The organism is Acidisoma sp. PAMC 29798 (genome assembly GCF_030252425.1).
Lineage (GTDB): Bacteria > Pseudomonadota > Alphaproteobacteria > Acetobacterales > Acetobacteraceae > Acidisoma > Acidisoma cladoniae.
The window spans coordinates 469,565-487,986 of sequence record NZ_CP126994.1 but is presented as its reverse complement, the minus strand read 5'-3'; the positions used below and the strand labels follow the sequence as shown (position 1 = coordinate 487,986).

Annotated in this window: 20 protein-coding genes and 1 tRNA gene; 5 read left to right on the top strand and 16 right to left on the bottom strand. The window is 64.5% G+C overall.

Annotated elements, in window-relative coordinates; all coding sequences use genetic code 11:
- The first annotated feature begins 13 nt into the window (after positions 1-13).
- From QP803_RS02405 to QP803_RS02395, 3 genes are all read left to right on the top strand, one after another.
- Positions 14-862 (top strand): dienelactone hydrolase family protein, encoded by an 849-nt coding sequence (locus tag QP803_RS02405; protein WP_284946083.1) that lies wholly within the window; start codon positions 14-16, stop codon positions 860-862.
- A gap of 44 nt (positions 863-906) precedes the next feature.
- Complete coding sequence (locus QP803_RS02400) at positions 907-2,295, top strand: amidase (RefSeq protein ID WP_284946082.1); 1,389 nt, start codon at positions 907-909, stop codon at positions 2,293-2,295.
- A 187-nt stretch (positions 2,296-2,482) separates the two neighbouring features.
- Positions 2,483-2,740, top strand: coding sequence for a hypothetical protein (locus QP803_RS02395; RefSeq protein ID WP_284946081.1), 258 nt, complete (start codon positions 2,483-2,485; stop codon positions 2,738-2,740).
- A gap of 74 nt (positions 2,741-2,814) precedes the next feature.
- Here the strand turns inward: QP803_RS02395 and groL are convergent, their stop codons facing one another.
- From groL to QP803_RS02380, 3 genes are all read right to left on the bottom strand, one after another.
- A complete protein-coding gene (groL, locus tag QP803_RS02390) occupies positions 2,815-4,473 on the bottom strand; it encodes a chaperonin GroEL (RefSeq protein ID WP_284946080.1) in 1,659 nt (552 codons plus the stop codon).
- A gap of 50 nt (positions 4,474-4,523) precedes the next feature.
- On the bottom strand, positions 4,524-4,841 hold the full coding sequence (groES, locus tag QP803_RS02385; protein ID WP_284946079.1) for a co-chaperone GroES: 318 nt from the start codon (positions 4,839-4,841) through the stop codon (positions 4,524-4,526).
- Positions 4,842-4,976: 135 nt separating this feature from the next.
- On the bottom strand, positions 4,977-6,170 hold the full coding sequence (locus QP803_RS02380) for a GGDEF domain-containing protein (RefSeq protein WP_284946078.1): 1,194 nt from the start codon (positions 6,168-6,170) through the stop codon (positions 4,977-4,979).
- 196 nt (positions 6,171-6,366) lie between these two features.
- On the opposite strand from QP803_RS02380, the gene QP803_RS02375 reads away from it, so the two are divergent.
- Positions 6,367-6,939 (top strand): hypothetical protein, encoded by a 573-nt coding sequence (locus tag QP803_RS02375; RefSeq protein ID WP_284946077.1) that lies wholly within the window; start codon positions 6,367-6,369, stop codon positions 6,937-6,939.
- A gap of 23 nt (positions 6,940-6,962) precedes the next feature.
- On the opposite strand, the gene QP803_RS02370 is transcribed toward QP803_RS02375, so the two are convergent.
- The 13 genes from QP803_RS02370 to QP803_RS02310 all read right to left on the bottom strand — a co-directional run bounded on the left by QP803_RS02370 (position 6,963) and on the right by QP803_RS02310 (position 17,847).
- Positions 6,963-7,038, bottom strand: a tRNA-Phe gene (locus QP803_RS02370).
- Between the two features lie 76 nt (positions 7,039-7,114).
- Positions 7,115-8,611: a carboxypeptidase M32 gene (locus tag QP803_RS02365; protein WP_284946076.1), complete on the bottom strand. Its 1,497-nt coding sequence runs from the start codon at positions 8,609-8,611 to the stop codon at positions 7,115-7,117.
- The gene (locus QP803_RS02360; RefSeq protein WP_284946075.1) at positions 8,608-9,366 is read right to left on the bottom strand and encodes an SURF1 family protein; all 759 of its coding nucleotides are present in this window, start codon (positions 9,364-9,366) and stop codon (positions 8,608-8,610) included. Before QP803_RS02360 ends, QP803_RS02365 begins: the two co-directional genes overlap by 4 nt.
- A 3-nt stretch (positions 9,367-9,369) precedes the next feature.
- The gene (locus QP803_RS02355) at positions 9,370-10,221 is read right to left on the bottom strand and encodes a cytochrome c oxidase subunit 3 (protein WP_284946074.1); all 852 of its coding nucleotides are present in this window, start codon (positions 10,219-10,221) and stop codon (positions 9,370-9,372) included.
- Positions 10,222-10,276: 55 nt separating this feature from the next.
- The gene (locus QP803_RS02350) at positions 10,277-10,441 is read right to left on the bottom strand and encodes a cytochrome c oxidase system small membrane protein (RefSeq protein ID WP_284946073.1); all 165 of its coding nucleotides are present in this window, start codon (positions 10,439-10,441) and stop codon (positions 10,277-10,279) included.
- A gap of 17 nt (positions 10,442-10,458) precedes the next feature.
- On the bottom strand, positions 10,459-11,391 hold the full coding sequence (locus tag QP803_RS02345) for a heme o synthase (protein ID WP_284946072.1): 933 nt from the start codon (positions 11,389-11,391) through the stop codon (positions 10,459-10,461).
- Between the two features lie 36 nt (positions 11,392-11,427).
- Positions 11,428-13,080 (bottom strand): cytochrome c oxidase subunit I, encoded by a 1,653-nt coding sequence (gene ctaD / locus QP803_RS02340; protein WP_284946071.1) that lies wholly within the window; start codon positions 13,078-13,080, stop codon positions 11,428-11,430.
- Between the two features lie 29 nt (positions 13,081-13,109).
- The gene (coxB, locus tag QP803_RS02335) at positions 13,110-14,039 is read right to left on the bottom strand and encodes a cytochrome c oxidase subunit II (protein WP_284946070.1); all 930 of its coding nucleotides are present in this window, start codon (positions 14,037-14,039) and stop codon (positions 13,110-13,112) included.
- A 129-nt stretch (positions 14,040-14,168) separates the two neighbouring features.
- Positions 14,169-14,849: a class I SAM-dependent methyltransferase gene (locus QP803_RS02330; RefSeq protein WP_284946069.1), complete on the bottom strand. Its 681-nt coding sequence runs from the start codon at positions 14,847-14,849 to the stop codon at positions 14,169-14,171.
- 84 nt (positions 14,850-14,933) lie between these two features.
- Positions 14,934-15,932, bottom strand: coding sequence for a ribonuclease E/G (locus tag QP803_RS02325; protein WP_284946068.1), 999 nt, complete (start codon positions 15,930-15,932; stop codon positions 14,934-14,936).
- A 119-nt stretch (positions 15,933-16,051) separates the two neighbouring features.
- A complete protein-coding gene (locus tag QP803_RS02320; protein ID WP_284946067.1) occupies positions 16,052-16,633 on the bottom strand; it encodes an SH3 domain-containing protein in 582 nt (193 codons plus the stop codon).
- 40 nt (positions 16,634-16,673) lie between these two features.
- A complete protein-coding gene (locus QP803_RS02315; protein ID WP_284946066.1) occupies positions 16,674-17,066 on the bottom strand; it encodes a DsrE/DsrF/DrsH-like family protein in 393 nt (130 codons plus the stop codon).
- Entirely contained in the window at positions 17,059-17,847 is a 789-nt protein-coding gene (locus QP803_RS02310) for a HesA/MoeB/ThiF family protein (RefSeq protein WP_284946065.1), read from the bottom strand. Before QP803_RS02310 ends, QP803_RS02315 begins: the two co-directional genes overlap by 8 nt.
- Before the next feature lie 180 nt (positions 17,848-18,027).
- Between QP803_RS02310 and clpS the strand changes: the two genes are divergently transcribed.
- Positions 18,028-18,333 carry an ATP-dependent Clp protease adapter ClpS gene (gene clpS / locus QP803_RS02305; RefSeq protein ID WP_284946064.1) on the top strand — a complete coding sequence of 102 codons (306 nt, stop codon included), beginning with the start codon at positions 18,028-18,030 and terminating at the stop codon, positions 18,331-18,333.
- Positions 18,334-18,422 lie beyond the last annotated feature (89 nt).

The window sequence follows — 18,422 nt, the reverse complement described above, 5'->3', positions numbered from 1 at the left end:
GAAAGGAATTGCCATGACCGTCAATGAGAGCGTCAGCAGCTTCAGCCGCCGTGGCTTCGTTATGACGAGCCTGATCAGCGGCCTCACCCTCGCAACCACGCGGGTCGAAGCGCAGGTCATCCACACGGATAGCGCCGGCCTGATGGCGGGTGAGACGAAGATCCCCGTCTCCGACGGGGCCCTGCCGGCCTATGTTGCGCGGCCCGATGGGGTCGGGCCATTCCCCATCGTCGTGGTGATCGAGGAGATTTTCGGCGTCCATGATTACATCAAGGATGTCTGCCGGCGCCTGGCCAAGCGCGGCTATCTCGCCGTGGCGCCCGAGCTTTACGCGCGGCTGGCCGATCTCTCGACCATGACGGACGCGCAACTTATCATGCGCAATGTGATCCTGAAGGCGCCAGACGCGACGGTGCTGTCGGATCTCTCCACCACCATCGATTGGGCGATTGCCCATCAGGGCGACGCGGCGCGCATCGGCACCATCGGATTCTGTCGCGGTGGCCGCGATGCGTGGCTATTCGCGGAGACGGAGCATCGCCTGCGCGCGGCGGTCGCGTTTTACGGCCCGGTCGCCGGGCCCACCAGCGCCATCCAGCCGCGCAACCCGATCGACATGGCGACGGAGTTGAACTGCCCGCTGCTCGGCCTCTACGGTGGCAAGGACCCAAGCATCGCCAAGCATGACGTTCTGACGGCCGAAGCCCGCGCCAAGGCTGCGGGAAAGACGGTCGAGATCGTCTATTTTCCGGATGCCGGCCACGGCTTCCACGCCGATTATCGGCCCAGCTACAACCGCGCGGATGCGGAAGCCGCCTGGGCGCGGGCCATAGCTTGGCTCCAGCACTACGGTGTCGGCTAGCGTCAGGGGGAGACAAGCGGCGGCGGCGCCGCTAGCTTTTTCCTATGACAGATCTCGCAGACCTCTCGGCCGTCGCCCTCGTTCGCGCCTATCGTGAGCGCAGCCTTTCCCCGGTGGAGGTGACGGAGGCGGTACTCGCCCGGATCGACGCCTGGGATGATTGTCTCTGCGCCACCTGGGCCATGGACCCCGAAGCGGCGCGCGGCGCCGCGCGGGACGCGGAGGCGCGGTGGCAGGCGGGCACGCCCGCCGGTCCGCTCGACGGCGTGCCGGTGACGGTGAAGGAAAACATCGCGACCAAGGGCGTGCCCATGCCGGCCGGCACCGCCGCCGTCGATCCTGTTCCCGCGACCGCCGATGCCCCGGCTGCCGCCCGGCTGCGGGAGAGCGGCGCCATCATCTTCGGCAAGACGACGATGCCCGATTACGGCATGCTCTCCTCAGGTCTGTCGACCTTTCACAGGCTGGCGCGCAACCCCTGGAACCTGGCCATGAACCCAGGCGGATCGAGCGCAGGCGCTTCCGCCGCTGCCGCCGTCGGCTATGGCCCGATCCATATCGGCACGGATATCGGCGGCTCGGTGCGTCTGCCGGCCGCCTTGTGCGGCGCCGTCGGCTTCAAGCCGAGCTTCGGGCGCATTCCCGTCTCCCCGCCCTTTCTCGGTCGCGCGGCTGGGCCGATCACCCGCACGGTGGCAGATGCGGCCTTGGCCATGACCGTGCTGTCGAAGCCCGATGCCCGCGACTACATGAGCCTGCCGCCGGCCGATATCGATTGGGCCGCGCCGCCACTCTCCCTGCGCGGGCTGACCATCGGGCTATGTCTCGACACTGGCATCGGGTCCCAACCCGATGCCGAGATCGTCACGGCCGTGACCGAAGCGGCGCGGGCCTTCGCCGAGGCCGGCGCGGTGGTGGAACCGCTGGCCCCTTACTTGACGCGTGCGATGCTGGATGGGTTGGACAATTTCTGGCGGGCGCGTTTCGGATCGGACACCGCCGCCCTGTCCGAGGAACAGCGGGCCAAGATGCTGCCTTATATTCGCGCCTGGATCGACGGCGGCCAGGAGCTTTCGGGCCGCGACGTCTATCGCGGCTTCAGCCAGATTCCGGCCATGAGCCAGACTACACTGGCCGCCACGCATCGCTTCGATTTCGTGCTGTCGCCGGTCTGGCCGGTGGTGTCCTTCCCGGCCGAATTCGCCTCGCCCTTGAACGACCCGGCGCGGCCTTTCGAGCATATCGGCTACTGCGTCGCCTATAACATGAGCGAGCAGCCGGCGCTGTCGATCAACTGCGGCTATTCGGCCAGCGGCATGCCGATCGGGCTGCAGATCGCGGGCCGGCGGTTCGACGATCTTGGCGTGCTGCGCGTGGCGGCGGCGTATGAGGCGATCCGGCCGGCGCAACAGCCATGGCCGCGCTTGGGCTAAACAGGACGTCGGTGGAATAAGCTGCGCTTTTCCACGCTACGCGCAGGGCGGTGTCGCCACGTGCAAGCGGCGCCATGGCCGTGCCCCTTGGCGATGGTCGGATCGAGGCCATCTACGGTCCACGACCGAGACAGAGGCCGCGTAACGCCCACTCGCTCTTGACGGCAACATAACGGAGATCGTTACGATGAAACTTTGGATTGCGCTCGCCATGACGGCGGCGCTCGGGATGGGGGCCGCCCTTCCCGCATCTGCGCAAATGGCACCGCCACCACCCCCGGGTTACAGACCGCCCCCACCGCCGGGCTATCGGCCGCCGCCGCCGCCGCCGCCCGGCTATTATTATCACCATCATCGCCACCACCATCATCGCTACCCGCCGCCGCCCCCGCCGGGTTATCGCCCGCCACCGCCCCCTGGCTATCGCGCTCCCGGCAGCTACTGACACAAAAAAGCCCGCCCCGTTTTCCAACGGGGCGGGCTTCCTTTTAGCGAAGCGTTAGGCGTGGTGGGGAGGGATTAGAAATCCATCCCGCCCATGCCGCCCATTCCGCCCATACCGCCGCCGCCGCCGCCGCCGCCCATCGGGGCGGCCTTCTCGGGACGATCGGCGACCATCGCTTCGGTCGTGATCATCAGCGACGCGATCGAGGCTGCGTGCTGCAGAGCCGAGCGCACGACCTTGGTCGGGTCGATGATGCCGGCCGCAACCATTTCCTTGTAGTCACCGGTCTGGGCATCGAAACCGAAGTTGTATTCGGTGTTCTCAAGCACCTTGCCGGCGATCACGGCACCGTCTTCGCCAGCGTTCTCGCTGATCTGGCGCATCGGGGTCTGCAGAGCCTTGCGAACGATCTCGATACCGAAAGTCTGGTCCGAGTTCTCGCCCTTCAGGCCGAGCAGCGACAGGGAAGCGCGTGCCAGGGCGACGCCGCCGCCCGGAACGATACCTTCTTCGACGGCTGCGCGCGTCGCATGCAGCGCGTCGTCCACGCGATCCTTGCGCTCCTTCACTTCGACTTCCGTCGCGCCGCCGACGCGGATGACGGCAATGCCGCCGGCCAGCTTCGCGAGACGCTCCTGCAGCTTCTCACGGTCGTAGTCGGACGTGGTCTCTTCGACCTGGGCGCGGATCTGGGCGCAACGACCCTTGATGTCCTCGCTCTTGCCGACGCCTTCGACGATCGTGGTCGTCTCCTTCTCGATCAACACCTTCTTGGCGCGGCCGAGCATCTCCAGCGTCACGGTCTCAAGCTTGATGCCGAGATCGTCGCTGATGACGGTGCCGCCGGTGAGGATGGCGAGGTCTTCCAGCATCGCCTTACGACGATCGCCGAAGCCCGGAGCCTTCACGGCCGCGATCTTCAGGCCGCCACGCAGCTTGTTGACGACGAGCGTGGCAAGCGCCTCACCCTCGACATCTTCCGCGATGATCAGCAGCGGGCGGGCCGACTGCACAACCGCCTCAAGCAGCGGCAGCAGGGTCTGCAGGCTCGACAGCTTCTTCTCGTGGATGAGGATGTACGGGTCATCCAGCTGCGCAGTCATCTTCTCGGCGTTGGTGATGAAATACGGGCTCATGTAGCCGCGATCGAACTGCATGCCTTCGACGACATCGAGCTCGGTCTGGATGCCCTTGGCTTCTTCGACGGTGATGACACCCTCGTTGCCAACCTTCTGCATCGCTTCGGCGATCATGCGGCCGATTTCGCCTTCGCCGTTGGCGCTGATCGTGCCGACCTGGGCAATTTCGGCCTCGGTCGTGATCTTCTTGGTGCGCTTGGCGAGCTCTTCGACGACGGCCACAACGGCCTTGTCGATGCCGCGCTTCAGGTCCATCGGGTTCATACCGGCGGAAACGGCCTTGCCGCCTTCGCGGACGATCGCCTGAGCCAGAACGATCGCGGTCGTGGTGCCGTCGCCGGCCACGTCGTTGGTCTTGCTGGCAACTTCACGGACCATCTGGGCGCCCATGTTCTCGAACTTCTCGGCGAGTTCGATTTCCTTGGCGACGCTGACGCCGTCCTTGGTGATGCGCGGGGCGCCGTAGCTCTTGTCGATGACGACATTGCGGCCCTTGGGGCCGAGTGTCACCTTCACCGCGTCGGCGAGGATATCAACGCCGCGGAACATGCGGCTGCGTGCGTCTACGCCGAAGCGAACGTCTTTACTGGCCATGTGGCTTAATCTTTCTTGTTATGGAACCGAAAGGTCGCGACGCGTTTTTGTTACGCTGCGATCTTCTTGTCGGTCGGCAGGCCCTCGATGACGCCCATGATGTCGGACTCCTTCATGATCAGGAGCTCCTCACCATCGATCTTCACTTCCGTGCCCGACCACTTGCCGAACAGGATGCGGTCGCCGGCCTTCACTTCGAGGGCGACGACGGCGCCCTGCTCGTTACGGGCGCCGGGGCCGACGGCGATCACTTCGCCTTCCATCGGCTTTTCCTGAGCGGTGTCGGGGATGATGATGCCGCCACGGGTCTTCTCTTCGGCCGTGATACGGCGAATGACCACGCGGTCGTGCAGAGGACGAAACTTCATGTTCTTGATCCTGGATGAATGGAAAACGCGATCCGTGACGGACTCGATCAGAATCCGGTCCAGCACTGTCTATCGCTCGCGAAAACCCTTTAGCACTCTCTGGGTGGGAGTGCCAGGGGGTATCGAGTGGCGGTATCAGCAGGCGATGGCGGTGCTCGGATGGGGCGGCGTGGGGTCCCCCGCCACGACCACGGTACCACGCCCGGCATGCTTGGCACGATAGAGGGCGGCGTCGGCGCAGGCGGTGAGATGTTCGAGATCGGAACCGTCACGCGGGGCGAGGGCAATGCCGATACTGGCGCCGATCCGCACGTCTTGGCCGTTGAGGCTATAGGGCTCGCCCACCACCTTGACGATGCGATGGGCCAGAAGCATTGCCTCATCGATATTGCGGATCGCCGGCTGAACGATGATGAACTCATCCCCGCCCAGGCGCGCGACGGTATCGCCGGCTTGGAGCGTCCGGGTCATCCGCCGTGAGACGGCTTGAAGCAAGGCGTCCCCGATCGGATGTCCATAGGTGTCGTTGACGAATTTGAAGCGATCGAGGTCGAGGCAATGGATCGCCATGAGTTGGCCACCCCCGCGCTCCGTCCGGATCGCGCCCTCATCGAATCGCGCGCGGAGCAGGATACGATTGGGCAGGCCCGTGAGCGGGTCGGTGCCGGCAAGGGCCGCGAGATCCCGCTTCGCCAGCAATTCGCCAACCACGGTCCGGTACATGTGCAGCACGGTTTCCACGCTGGCGGCGATGAAACCCCCGAGCATGAGGGTCTGCACCGCATAGCCCGCCACTGAGTCGAAATCGCCGGCGCCGCTGACATGCAATCCGAAGCTGACCACGGTCGGCACCGTCGTCAGGATGAGGGACATGAAGCAGATGCGGGGACGAAACGAGACGCGAGTCACCAGGCCGGCCGCATAGGCGAAGGTCAGGGCGGAAATGAGCATCGGCGCCAGAGAGAAGCCGGTCGATAACTCCCACGCGTTCATCACGCCCACGAGCAAGGCGAAGCTCATGCTGCCGACGGCGTAGCGTCGCTCCCACAGCCGCGCCTCCGTCACGGTGAGCGAAGACCTGGCGCGGCGACGCTGATAGGACTGAATCATGAGGATACGCGCCACGGTCAGAACAACACTGAGGACGGTCAGACCCCACAGGAAGACGTCATTCTGGAAACTCGCAATCAGGGCGCCGACCAGGGCGACGGCGATGCCGATAATGATGGTCGGCAGCATGATCGTGAACAGCAGATCGACCAATTCCACGAGCACGCCGTCAGGAAGCTGCTTGGTCGTCGAGCCGAATATCTGTGACAGCTTTGCCATGCCGCTCACTCGCACATCGCAGGAGTCGCCGTCAGTAACGGATCGTCACTTTTCACGGCACGGTCACCGGCTCCCCGAAACTTGATCCATGCAACAGCAACCCACTCGGCACCATGAATGCAATTATTAGTTTTGTAAGTTTAGTGGTATTCTTTGAATACACCTTTAATTAAATCAGATACCCGCAGGATATTTCGTGCAAAATACCGATGTTTATGCGTTGCAGCGTTCGGAACTGAACGGATTCTTGTTCGCGGACGTGGGTACCGAAGCCAATGGCATGACATTGAGCGTTCTCTCGGCGCTGTCGCGCTTGGGCATGGACCCATGGGCTGAGGCTGCGCGGCTGGCGCGGCTGCCACGAAACGGTGCGATCGATGCCCTGGCGCGGCTCATTGCCGGCATGCCCGGCAGCCTGTGGCCGATGCCGGACGCCACACCGATCGCGACCCGCCTCGTGGCCCTGCTGCCGAGCGGTGGCGGAAGTGCTGCGGCCGCTCCGGCAACGGCACGGCCGCCGGCCGGCATCTTCGGCGCCAAGCTTGTGGCGCTGGTGCAAGGCACCGGTCGGCCCTCCCTCAAGGGATCGCTCAAGCCAGGCTCGGTGATGCCGACCTCGCCCCGCCAATGGACAATCGTGGCGGTTCTGCTGGCGGCCGTGCTGGCAGCCTTGACCTTGAATGTCACCGGCTATCGCCCGGCCATGTTTCAGGACAATCCGGCGGCCGCGGTAACGACCCCTGCGCCGAAAGCACCTTCGGCACAGTAGTGAGAGCGGCGATGGGATTAGGATGGTGCCCGAGCCTGGATTCGAACCAGGGACACTGCAATTTTCAGTCGCATGCTCTACCAACTGAGCTACTCGGGCACAGCCTCTCGGCCGAGGCGGCTGGGTAGCGCACCGCGCGGCCCCGATCAAGGGGGCTGCGCCGCGAACCTCCCTCTCAGGTCAGATAGCGCGCCGTGAGATGCGCCTCGAAGGCCGTGGCGTCGAGCGGCTTGCCGGTCGCGGCACGCAGCAGATCATTGAAGCCGAGCAGATTGGCCCGACCGTGAATTTCGCGCCGCACCCAGCCCATCAATGGCGCGAGGTCTCCGGCAGCGATCGAGGCGTCGAGATTGGGCAGATCGGCCCGCACCGCTGCCATGATCTGCGCCGCCGCCATGGCGCCGAGCGTATAGCTCGGGAAATAGCCGAAGGCGCCGTCATACCAGTGGATGTCCTGCAGGCAGCCGCGCCGGTCATCGGGCGAGGTAATGCCGAGCAGCGCCTGAAGTCCATCATTCCAGGCGCCTGGCAGGTCTCGCACCGCAAGATCGCCAGCAATCAGCGCCTGCTCCAGCCGGAAGCGTAGAATGACATGGGCGGGATAGGTGACCTCGTTCGATTCGACTCGGATAAAGCTGCGCTCCACGTGGCGGAGCTGCCGGCCGAGGTTCGCGCCGCTATAGAGGGCGACATCGCCACCGAACTCGGCATGAAGCTGCGGCCCGAGCCAGGACAGATAAGCGTCGCTGCGGCAGACCTGCAATTCGATCAGCAGGGACTGGCTTTCATGTGCGCCCATGCCGGCCGCCTCGCCCACCGGCTGGCGGGCATGATCCGGAGGTAGACCCATTTCATACATGGCGTGGCCGGTCTCATGCATCACGCCCATGATGCTCTGGAAGCACTCATCGGGGGTGTAGCGGCTGGTGATACGGCTATCCGTGGGCGTGCCGCCGCTGAAGGGATGCGCCGAGCGATCAAGCCTAGCGTGGGTATAGTCGAGCCCGGCGGCGGCTGAGAGACGACGGCACAGCGCCTCCTGCACATCGATCGAAAAGGGTCCGGCGAGCGGCTTGGCGGCGCCGCGCGCAGCCTGGATCGCCTCGGCACGAGGCAGGGCGTCCGCCAGGAAGGTCTCGTAATCGCCGAAGATGGGCGCCACATCGGCGACGCCAATGCCGCGCTGGAAACCATCCATCAGCGCATCATAGGGTGTCATGCGGAAGGCCTCGCCGAGGGCGACCGCACCTTCCCGCACCAGGCGCACGACCTCCTCAAGGTGAGGCCGAACGGCCGAAAAGTCTGAGGCCGGCCGCGCCCAGCGCCAGACCGTTTCACAGGCCGCATTCGCCCGGCTCTGCGCCTCAACCAGATCGGGCGGCAGGGCGATGGCGCGCAAATGGCGGTGGCGCATCAGCTTCAGGTTCGCCGCCTGCCAGACATCGGCGGGCGGCGCGTCACCTGCTTCCGCGATGTCATCAGCCAGCGCGTCAGCCGTCGTCATCTCATGAGCGATGCCGGACAGCACGGCGAGCTGGTCGCCCCGCGCGGCGGCGCCGCCGGGCGGCATCATGACCGAGGCATCCCAGCCCAACATGCCGATCGCCTCACCCACCGTCGCGATACGCGCGAAGCGGGCCACCAGCCGGTCATAGGCGGGAGGGTTCGTCATGGGCGGACCACCTTGAAGCACCAAAAAAGGAATTGGATGAGAAGCACCCCGGCAAGGCCGAACCAGGTCAGGGCATATTGCAGATGATCGTTCGGCGGGCGCGGCAGATTGCCAGCGGGTTCTGGCCAGCCCCGGGCCGGGGGCGCGCCCATCGCGATCAGCACGAAGGGCGCCAGATCGGGGACGCCGATCTCCGGCCCGATGCGCGTCGGGGACAGCAGGAAGAACTGCCGATGGGCGACATCATCCTTTGGCGTGAACAGGTTTGGGCGTTCCGGCGCCTGCGCGAAGCCGGATATCGAGAGGGTCTCTGGCAAGGTGACGTGGCCCTCCGCCGCTTCAGGCACCCAGCCGAGATCGACCAGGATGGGCGCCGCACCGGCGCGGCGCAGCACCACAATCGCCTCACCGCCGAGGATGGTATTGCCCTGAGTGTCGTCCCGCACATCCTCTGCGAAGATCGAAAGCGTCGCCATATCCGGCGTGCCGGTGACGAAGACCTTCTCGAAGGGGGAGGGCGCCGTCGGCAAGGGCATGGGCGGCGCCCGTTCGGCGGCGGCGATATGGGCGAGGATCGCCTCTTTCCAGCTCAGGCGATTGATCTGCCAGAAACCGAGGGCGAGCAGGATGGCGAAGACCGGCCCGCAGAGCAGCGCGAAGGCCGCAATGCGGCGGCGGGCGGAGGGTGGCGCGCGGCGGGGTGCGCCCGCCTTTAAGGTCGCGCCCCCATCGGCGCCGAGGCGTGTCTGCGCCAAGGCTTAGGCGACCGTGATTTTGCTCGCGCCCCAGAGGTAGATGCAGACGTAGAGGAACAGCCACACGACATCGACGAAATGCCAATACCAAGCGGCCGCCTCGAAGCCGAAGTGGCGCTTGGGCGTGAACTGACCGTCCCTGCTGCGCACGTAGCAGACGATGAGGAAGATGGTGCCGACGATGACGTGGAAGCCGTGGAAACCGGTCGCCAGGAAGAAGACTGAGGGGAAGATGCCGCCACCGGAGAACTTGAAGGGCGCGTGGCTGTATTCCACCGCCTGACAGCAGGTGAAGCTGAGGCCGAGCAGAATGGTGGCGCCGAGGCCGGTCATCAGCGACTTGCGGTCATTCTCGATCAAGGCGTGATGCGCCCAGGTGATCGTGGTGCCGGACAGCAGCAGGATGAGCGTGTTGAGGAAGGGCAGGCTGAAGGGGTCGAAGGTATGGATGCCCTCGGGCGGCCAGACCCGGTGTGTTGCACCCGAAACATTCTCGGGGAAGACCGCGAAGTTGAAGAAGGCCCAGAAGAAGGCAACGAAGAACATGACTTCGCTGGTGATGAACAGCGTCATGCCGTAGCGGACGCTGATCAGATCCAGGATGCTATGGGCGCCAGGAATCAGGCTTTCGCGCACCACCGTGCGGAACCAGAAGAACATCGTCGTCAGCAAAGACAGGATGCCCAGGGCGAGCACGATGTAATTGCCGAAATGGGCCGCGAAGATGATGCCCATCAGCACGAACATGGCACTGAATGAGCCGATGATGGGGTAATGGCTTGGCTTGACGAAGTAGTACGGATTCTTGAGGCCGGACTCGGTCACCGTCGCGGCATTGCTCATATCGGTGCTCATGCCCGTCAGCCCTTCCTCATGTCGTCGTCAAACCACGCGTCGTCGTGTGTCACGTCTATTCCATCCAGGATAGGCCGTAATGGGCCAATTTCACCATGGCGACCGCATAGAACAGGCCGCAGAAGAGGACGAGCAGGCCGAGCACGCCCCAGTTTACCCGGCGACGGCGACGGTCGAAGCGCTCCCGGGGCGTGAGGCCGTCCGTGGGCGGTGTGGGCATCTGCGCGCCGTCCATGTTCAACCCACCAGCCGGCACAGGGCGAGTGCGGCGAAGAGCAGGAACAGGTGCATGAGCGAAAAGCGGAAGGCCTTCCGCGCGGGGGCATTATTGGTCAGGCTGGTGCCGCCCGGCCCCTGCCCGTCCATCAGCACGCGCAGGGCGTGATAGACGAACATGGCCGACAGGATGAGGGCGAGGATCAGGTAATCGATGCCCACGAAGCCTACGGCCCAGGGGCTGATGGCGACCGGCACCAGCGCTAGCGTATAGGCGAGGACCCAGGCGCGGGTGATGCGCGGACCGGACACGACGGGCAACATAGGCACGCCGGCGCGCCCATAATCCTCACTCGCGTAGAGCGACATCGACCAGAAATGCGGCGGCGTCCAGAAGAAGATGATGGCGAACATCAGCAGCGGCACGAGATCGACAGTGCCGGTCACCGCGGCCCAGCCGATCACCGGCGGGAAGGCCCCGGCGGCGCCGCCGATGACGATGTTCTGCGGCGTGCGGCGCTTCAGCCACATCGTATAGATAAAGACATAGAAGCAGATCGACAGCGCCAGGCCACCGGCGGCGACGAGATTGGTGGCGATCGCCATCATCAGCACACTGGCGCAGGCGAGCACGACGCCGAAACCAAGGGCCGAGCCCGGCGCCATGCGGCCGGCGGGTATCGGCCGCCCTGCGGTGCGGCGCATAATCGCGTCGATATCGCGGTCGTACCACATATTGATGGCGCCGGACGCACCGGCGCCGGCGGCGATGCACAGCACGGCGGTGATGGCCAAGACGGGATTCAGATGGCCGGGCGCCAGCAAGACGCCGATCGCCCCGGTAAAGACCACCAGGCTCATCACCCGGGGTTTCAGCAGGGCGATCCAATCCTCCAGCTCGGCGCCGATCGGGAAGGCGCCGTCCATGAGGACGGCGGCGGTCGGCTTATCCATGATCCGGTCTACTCGTCATCTTTGGCCCAGTTCCACTCAATGGAACTGGGGAAGCTCATCGAAGGTATGGTGCGGCGGCGGGGACGGAAGCTGCCATTCCATCGTGGTTGCACCTTCCCCCCAATAGTTCGGGGCAAGCTGCTCGGATGAGGTGAAGATCCGATAGACGACATAGAAGAAGATCAGCACCGAAAAGCCGGAAATGAAGGCGCCGATGGAGGACACCATGTTCCAACCCGCAAAAGCGTCAGGATAATCAGGATAGCGTCGCGGCATACCGGCAAGGCCAAGGAAGTGCATTGGGAAGAAGGTCAGGTTCACGCCGATAAAGGACAGCCAGAAATGCACCTTGCCCCAGAATTCCGGGTAGGGGCGGCCAGTCATCTTGCCGATCCAGTAGTAGAAGCCGGCGAAGATCGCGAAGACCGCGCCCAGCGACAGCACGTAATGGAAATGGGCGATGATGTAGTAGGTGTTGTGGAGAATCTGATCGACGCTGGCATTGGCCAGGATCACGCCCGTGACGCCACCGACCGTGAACAAGAAGATGAAGCCGATGGCAAACAGCATCGGCGTCGCGAATTCGATGGCGCCGCCCCACATCGTGGCGATCCAGGAGAAGATCTTGATGCCCGTGGGCACGGCGATCACCAGCGTGGCGGCCATGAAATAGGCCCGGCTATCGACGCTGATGCCGGAGATAAACATGTGGTGCGCCCAGACCACGAAGCCGACCACGCCGATGGCGATCATCGCATAGACCATGCCGATATAGCCGAAGACCGGCTTCTTGCTGAAGGTCGAGACGACGTGGCTGATGATGCCGAAGGCCGGCAGAATCATGATGTACACTTCGGGGTGGCCGAAGAACCAGAACAGATGCTGGAACAGCACCGGGTCACCACCGCCCGCGGGCTCAAAGAAGGCCGTGCCGAAGTTGCGGTCGGTGATTTCCATCGTCACGCCGCCAGCCAAAACCGGCAGGGCCAGCACCAGCAGGAAGGCGGTCACGAGCTGCGCCCAGACGAACAGCGGCATCTTGTGCAGCGTCATGCCGGGTGCGCGCATGTTAAGGATGGTGGTGATGAAGTTGATGGCGCCGAGAATGGAGGATGCGCCGGCGAGATGGAGGGAGAAGAGCGTGAAATCCATCGCCACGCCCGGCATATACGTGCTGTTCGTCAGCGGCGGATAAATCGTCCAGCCCACGCCCGAACCCGCGCCGACCACAAGGCCGAGGGTCGCGAAGATGAAGGCCGGCGGCAGGAACCAGAAGGCAATATTGTTCATGCGCGGGAAGGCCATATCCGGCGCGCCGATCATCAGCGGAATGAACCAGTTGCCGAAGCCGCCGATCAGCGCGGGCATGACCATGAAGAAGATCATGATCAGGCCATGCGATGTCACGACCGCGTTCCACTGAGCACCGCTATGGAAAACTTGCAGGCCCGGCCGCATCAGTTCCCACCGCATCAGCATCGACAGCAGGCTGCCGATGACGCCGGTGAATACGGCAAAGGTCAGGTAAAGAGTCCCGATGTCCTTGTGATTCGTGCTGAACAGCCAGCGTTCGGCAAAGCCAGGTTCATGATGAACATGCGCGTGGTCATCATGAACATGGACATGCGCATCGGCATGGCCGTCGGGGATCGCCCGGTGCTGAAGGGGATCATGCGTCGAGGTTGACATCGCTCTGCTCCTTACACTGCCTGGCCGGGTCAGCGCGTCGTCTGGGTGGGCAGGATCGTCACCGGGTCATTGCTGCCACCGGGGCCGCCATTATCAGCCAATCGCAGGGGCTCTGCGGCACCCGGCAAGCGGGGTGGTGCCGAAGCCATGGAGAATTGCGCCTGCGCGGACTTCACCCAGGCATTATACTGATCCATGGGTAAAGCTTCGATCGCAATCGGCATGGAATCATGGTTGGTGCCGCAGATCTGATTGCATTCGCCATAATAGATGCCGACAGCATCGACACGCACCCAGGTCTCGACCAAACGGCCAGGCACGGCATAGCGTTGGACACCCAAACTCGGGATGAAAAAGGCGTGCAGCACATCGCCGCTGCCGATCAGGATGCGAATATTCTGGTTGACCGGCACAACCAGCGGATGATCCACCGCCAGCATGCGCACCTGCCCCGGCTGCAGCTTGTTCGCCGGTATCATATAGCTGGTGTAGTCGAGGCCATTTTCGCCAGGATAGGTATATTCCCAATACCACTGATGACCGGTGACCTTCACGGTCATATACGGGTCATGCGTCCTGTCCTCGAAATAGACGAGGCGAAAGGACGGGATGGACATGGCAATCAGGATGATGATCGGGCCAAGCGTCCACAGCACTTCGATGACAGCGTTGTGGCTGGTCTTGGTCGGCACCGGATGGCGCTTGGCGCTGTAGCGCCAGCACACATAGAGCAACAGACCCGCCACCAGCAGCAGCACGATCAGCAGCCAAGCCATCAGGTACAGATTGAGCCAAACGATGTCGCGCTCGACCGGGCTATGGGACGGCTGCACCCAAATCTGCCAGGGCTTCGGCACCGAGATCACACTTCCGGGAGGCAAGGTCTGCGCGAAGGCTGTCGCGCCAAATGCGAAGAGACCAGCCAAGGCACTGCCGCAGGTAATCGCTAGACGCCGCATGATCCGTGCCATCAAACCCCCGCGCGACGCCGACCATCGGCAACCAAGCTACGGCTATGAAGTAGACCGAGCGCCGCCGCTGATCAACCAAGGCGCGGTCGTGAAACCGCGATGGGGCTTATGCGTATCTTAAAGGTTGGATGAAACCTCGCCGATCACGGGCAGATGGACGAGCGTGAAAAGGCCAAAGGGGCCGACCGGCACAGCCTTCGCCCGCTTCATTTCCTGGGGCGTCAGCAGCGCTTCCATCGCGAAATCCGGGTGCCAGCCGAGTGCGTGGGAGGCCGGCGCCGCGGCCTGTTCCACCCAGCGGCGTGGCCCGGACGGGGAGATGAAATGGTTCACGAAAAGAATATGGCCGCCGGGCCGGACCAAACGGCGAAGCTCGGTCATCAGCCGCTTGGGATGCGGCACGACCGATGCCACGAACATGGCCACGGCCGTATCGAAGCTTTGATCGGCGAAGCCGGTCGCCTCGGCATCCATCTCATGCAGCCCCGCGACATGATCGAGGTGCAGTTTCTTCGTGCGGCTGCGGGCGCGGGCCAACATCTCGGCCGAAAGATCGATCCCGGTCACGCGCTTGTCCGTGGTGTAAAGGGGCAGCGCCAGGCCCGTGCCAACGCCCACTTCCAAAACCTCGGTGCCAGGTAGGGCGTTCACCAGGGCGACGGCGCGTTTGCGCCCCGCCGCCGAAATCAGCCCGAAGGCGCCGTCATAAACGCCGGCCCATCGCTTATAGGCGGCTTGGACAGCGGCCTTGTCCATGGCGGAGCGTGGCCGATGGTCTCGAGTCTCGGAAGCTTGCATGGCGATTGAAACGGCCCGTTCTGTGCCTGTTTGACGTTCCTCACCACGCCTGGGGCGTGGTCGCGGTCTGTTACGAAAGACTTATCAGCGTTGCGGAACAGTGACCAGCCGCCAAGCACGCAATGACCCATCATCGGGCGGTTGGGCATGAAAGGTCGGGACCCGCCCGATGCGATCGCGAAATTGCTGTCGTGCCGTGGCATCCGCCTCGATCGCCGCAATGACGCTGGGCACGGCCTGCAAGGCATGGGCCTGACCGGGCTGTGTTTCCCAGGCCTGACACAGCGCCGCGAGTGCGGCCAGACCGGCGGCATGGGGTCCGGCGAAAAGCTCATGCAGCGGCGGATGCAGGCGTGGCCGTAGGATTTCGGCGAGGCCGAGACCAGAAAAACCGAGGAATCTCGGCTTGGCGGGATCTTCCGCCAATGCGGCGGTGAAGCTGTCTGCCAGCACCGACCGCCCCCGCTGGGGCAGGCCCGCCGAATCGACGACGATGGCCCCCGCCAGATGACGAAGCCGGATCTGGCGGGCGATGGCGGGAATGACGGCGCGGTTGAGGGCGAGCTGCGCCTCCTTCTTCGGGCGGCGATCCGCCGTCGCGGCGCCGGCATCGACATCGATGGCGGTCAGCGCGGGCGTCGGGCTGATCGTCATTCGCGCGCCGGCCGGAAGCGCCACCACGAGATCCTCCAGTGCCGACCATTCGGCATCGGCCTCGCCCCGAAGATCACCAAGGCCGATCTGGAGTCGGGACCGCAAGGCCAACGGCACTGCGACGGCCGGACGATCGATGCGGATCTCTGCGGTGGGATGCAGCGCCGCCAGCCGCGCGACCGCGCCGGGTCCGCGCGCCAGTAGGCGAATCGGTCCCTCCGCCACGTCGTCGGAGGCCGAGAGGCGGCAACCTTTGCCGCCTTGCGGGCCACGGGTGACGCGTAAAGCGACGAACCGCCCTTCTGTCAGACCGGCGGCGCCCGCCGTGTCCGGCAGGAAACCGTCTGGCTCCGCGCCGGGCAGCGCGACGAATGCGCCCGCCATCGCTGGCACCCGCGCGGTGATCCGGCCGATGACCTCATCTCCCAAGCCGAGCGGGCCACCGGGCCGCTCAATGGCGCAGTCGATTGCCCCCGCATCATCGAGGGCGATCGCCCGGATCTCGCCCGGGCTGGAGGTGACGAGGATGACGACGGAGCGGTCGTCCGTCAGCGGATTTGCTCGCCCGGCAGGCTGCCCCAGAAGTCCGCGCGCTTGAGCCAGCCGCGGATATGCGCGACCCTAACGTGACACCAGTCCGCGCCCGTGTCGCAGCGCTCGATCGTGCCGATGACGCCGGGCATGAGCTGGGCGACTTGGCTCGCCCCGCCGGCGGGGCTGTCGAAGACCGTGACCGCATTGGCGCCGGTCACGATGAAGCGCCGCGTGCTGACCAGCGTGGCGCCGTTCATCCAGCCCTTGGTGCCATCCGCGTCCTCGACCAGGCGCCACACATCGTATTCGCGCAGCACTTCAACCGGCAGGCCCGCGCGCTCATACAACCAGGCGATCGGATACTGGTCGCCTGGTCCCACCCGCATGTTCACCTGATCGGCGCGGAGGGAGACGAAACGGGGAATGGGCAGGCCCGTGGACGCCCCGACATGCGGGTCATAGGTCTTCTTGACCGGCGGCGTGGCAACGGCCGGGGGTGTGGCCGTCGCACTTTGGGCGGACGCCAGGACGGGCCAAAGGCCGAGCGCCGCGCCGAGGAGCATGAGGGGAAAGAGACGAAGGTTCCGAAGCATCATGAGCCCTGCGTGCCAAGTGACACTCGTCGGGTCAAGCATTTCACAGGCTGATGATCTGGCCCTGCCCGGCATCGGAGAGGAAGCGCGCCACGCCGGAGACGGTGACGCCTGACAATAGCCGACCGGGGTCGATGGCCTCGGCGCGCAGCCCGGCATCACAGGCGAGGAGCACGACGCCGAGTTCGACACAGGCGTCTCGCAATTCGTCTAGCCCGCCGACACCCCGCGCGCGCAGCACCGCGTCCCGCCCGGAGTCCACCAGGCCCGACCAATCGGTAAGCAAGGCGTGGCAACCGGCATTGGTGGCGAAGACCTGGACCCGGCGTCCGAGTGCCGCCGCGCCGGCGGCGATGACGAAGGCATAATGCGCCCGGTCATGCGTGCCGGAGATGAGCAGCACGCTGATAAGCTCAGAGCTGGGCGGCTCAGACATGAGGGGAAGAGCAGGCCGGGCAATGCGGATCGCGCGGTACCCGAATGGTGCGGAACCGCGTCGCCAGCGCGTCCCACAGCAGCAGGCGGCCCGACAGGCTTTCGCCGATGCCGAGAATTTCCTTGATCGTTTCCGTCGCCTGCAAGGTGCCCATGACGCCCGTGACGGCGCCGAGCACACCGGCCTCGGCGCAAGATGGTGCGAAGCCCGGCGGCGGCGCTTCCGGGTAGAGGCAGCGGTAGCACGGGCCTTCGGGATGGAGATGCGGCTTGAAGACGCTCAACTGCCCCTCGAACCGCAGAACCGCCGCCGAGACCAGGGTTCTGCGCGCCCGCAGGCAGGCATCCGCCACCAGATAGCGCGTGGTGAAATTGTCCGACCCGTCACAGACGATATCATAGCCGGCGATGAGGTCGGGCGCCTCAGCCTCGGTCAGGCGGAACGGATGCTCGACCACCGTCACGAGGGGGTTGATCGCCCGCGCCGCCGTCGCCGCCGATGCGGTCTTCGACTGATTCAACGAAGCCGTGGTGTGGGCGATCTGGCGCTGGAGATTGGAAAGATCGACGTGGTCGTCATCGACGATGCCGATGGTGCCGACGCCACCGGCCGCGAGATAGAGCAGCAGAGGGCTGCCGAGGCCGCCGGCGCCGACGATCAGCACGCGCGCCCGGCGAAGCTGCGCCTGCCCGATGCCGCCCACCTCCGGCAGCAGAATGTGGCGCGAATAGCGCTGCACTTCCTCCTCGGTGAAATCGAGATCCAGGTCCGTGCCGTCCATAAGTCCACCCCAAAGACCAAAACCAGAACGAATTCTTAACGGGATCATAAGAACGGATGGGAAACGCCCAACCCTTCACGCAGGGCTCTTAAACAAATTGCGTCACCCAGGCGTGACGATGTCCGAAATGCCAATCTGTGCTATGCGGCGCCGGAACAACCGACCGAGAGGAAGGCGGCCATGCCCGAGACGATCATTACCCAACGTCCGCAGACCGACCTCAAGGTCGAGCGACCGAAGATGTATAAGGCTGTGCTGGTCAATGACGACTACACGCCCCGCGATTTCGTCGTCAACGTGCTGCGCGCGGAGTTCCGGCTGAACGACCAACAGGCCCGCAAAGTCATGATCACGGCGCATCAGCGCGGGGTGTGCGTGGTCGCCGTGCTGACCAAGGAACTGGCCGAGACCAAGACGACCAACGCGATCGATGCCGCTCGTAAAGAGGGCTATCCCCTTCTCTTCACCACCGAACCGGAAGAGTAGCGGCAAACAAAACGCCCGGAGTCAAGATTTTAGAGACTTTTGATCAGACAGTGGATTAGTAACGACTGCGATCCACCTTCTCGTCAGGT

What these genes read in the sequence shown, in the direction of transcription:
- QP803_RS02405 (WP_284946083.1), top strand. Translation starts at nt 14, where the DNA reads ATGACCGTCAATGAGAGCGTCAGCAGCTTCAGCCGCCGTGGCTTCGTT.
- QP803_RS02400 (WP_284946082.1), top strand. Translation starts at nt 907, where the DNA reads ATGACAGATCTCGCAGACCTCTCGGCCGTCGCCCTCGTTCGCGCCTAT.
- QP803_RS02395 (WP_284946081.1), top strand. Translation starts at nt 2,483, where the DNA reads ATGAAACTTTGGATTGCGCTCGCCATGACGGCGGCGCTCGGGATGGGG.
- groL (WP_284946080.1), bottom strand. Translation starts at nt 4,473, where the DNA reads ATGGCCAGTAAAGACGTTCGCTTCGGCGTAGACGCACGCAGCCGCATG.
- groES (WP_284946079.1), bottom strand. Translation starts at nt 4,841, where the DNA reads ATGAAGTTTCGTCCTCTGCACGACCGCGTGGTCATTCGCCGTATCACG.
- QP803_RS02380 (WP_284946078.1), bottom strand. Translation starts at nt 6,170, where the DNA reads ATGGCAAAGCTGTCACAGATATTCGGCTCGACGACCAAGCAGCTTCCT.
- QP803_RS02365 (WP_284946076.1), bottom strand. Translation starts at nt 8,611, where the DNA reads ATGACGAACCCTCCCGCCTATGACCGGCTGGTGGCCCGCTTCGCGCGT.
- QP803_RS02355 (WP_284946074.1), bottom strand. Translation starts at nt 10,221, where the DNA reads ATGAGCACCGATATGAGCAATGCCGCGACGGTGACCGAGTCCGGCCTC.
- QP803_RS02350 (WP_284946073.1), bottom strand. Translation starts at nt 10,441, where the DNA reads ATGCCCACACCGCCCACGGACGGCCTCACGCCCCGGGAGCGCTTCGAC.
- QP803_RS02345 (WP_284946072.1), bottom strand. Translation starts at nt 11,391, where the DNA reads ATGGATAAGCCGACCGCCGCCGTCCTCATGGACGGCGCCTTCCCGATC.
- ctaD (WP_284946071.1), bottom strand. Translation starts at nt 13,080, where the DNA reads ATGTCAACCTCGACGCATGATCCCCTTCAGCACCGGGCGATCCCCGAC.
- coxB (WP_284946070.1), bottom strand. Translation starts at nt 14,039, where the DNA reads ATGCGGCGTCTAGCGATTACCTGCGGCAGTGCCTTGGCTGGTCTCTTC.
- QP803_RS02330 (WP_284946069.1), bottom strand. Translation starts at nt 14,849, where the DNA reads ATGCAAGCTTCCGAGACTCGAGACCATCGGCCACGCTCCGCCATGGAC.
- QP803_RS02320 (WP_284946067.1), bottom strand. Translation starts at nt 16,633, where the DNA reads ATGATGCTTCGGAACCTTCGTCTCTTTCCCCTCATGCTCCTCGGCGCG.
- QP803_RS02315 (WP_284946066.1), bottom strand. Translation starts at nt 17,066, where the DNA reads ATGTCTGAGCCGCCCAGCTCTGAGCTTATCAGCGTGCTGCTCATCTCC.
- QP803_RS02310 (WP_284946065.1), bottom strand. Translation starts at nt 17,847, where the DNA reads ATGGACGGCACGGACCTGGATCTCGATTTCACCGAGGAGGAAGTGCAG.
- clpS (WP_284946064.1), top strand. Translation starts at nt 18,028, where the DNA reads ATGCCCGAGACGATCATTACCCAACGTCCGCAGACCGACCTCAAGGTC.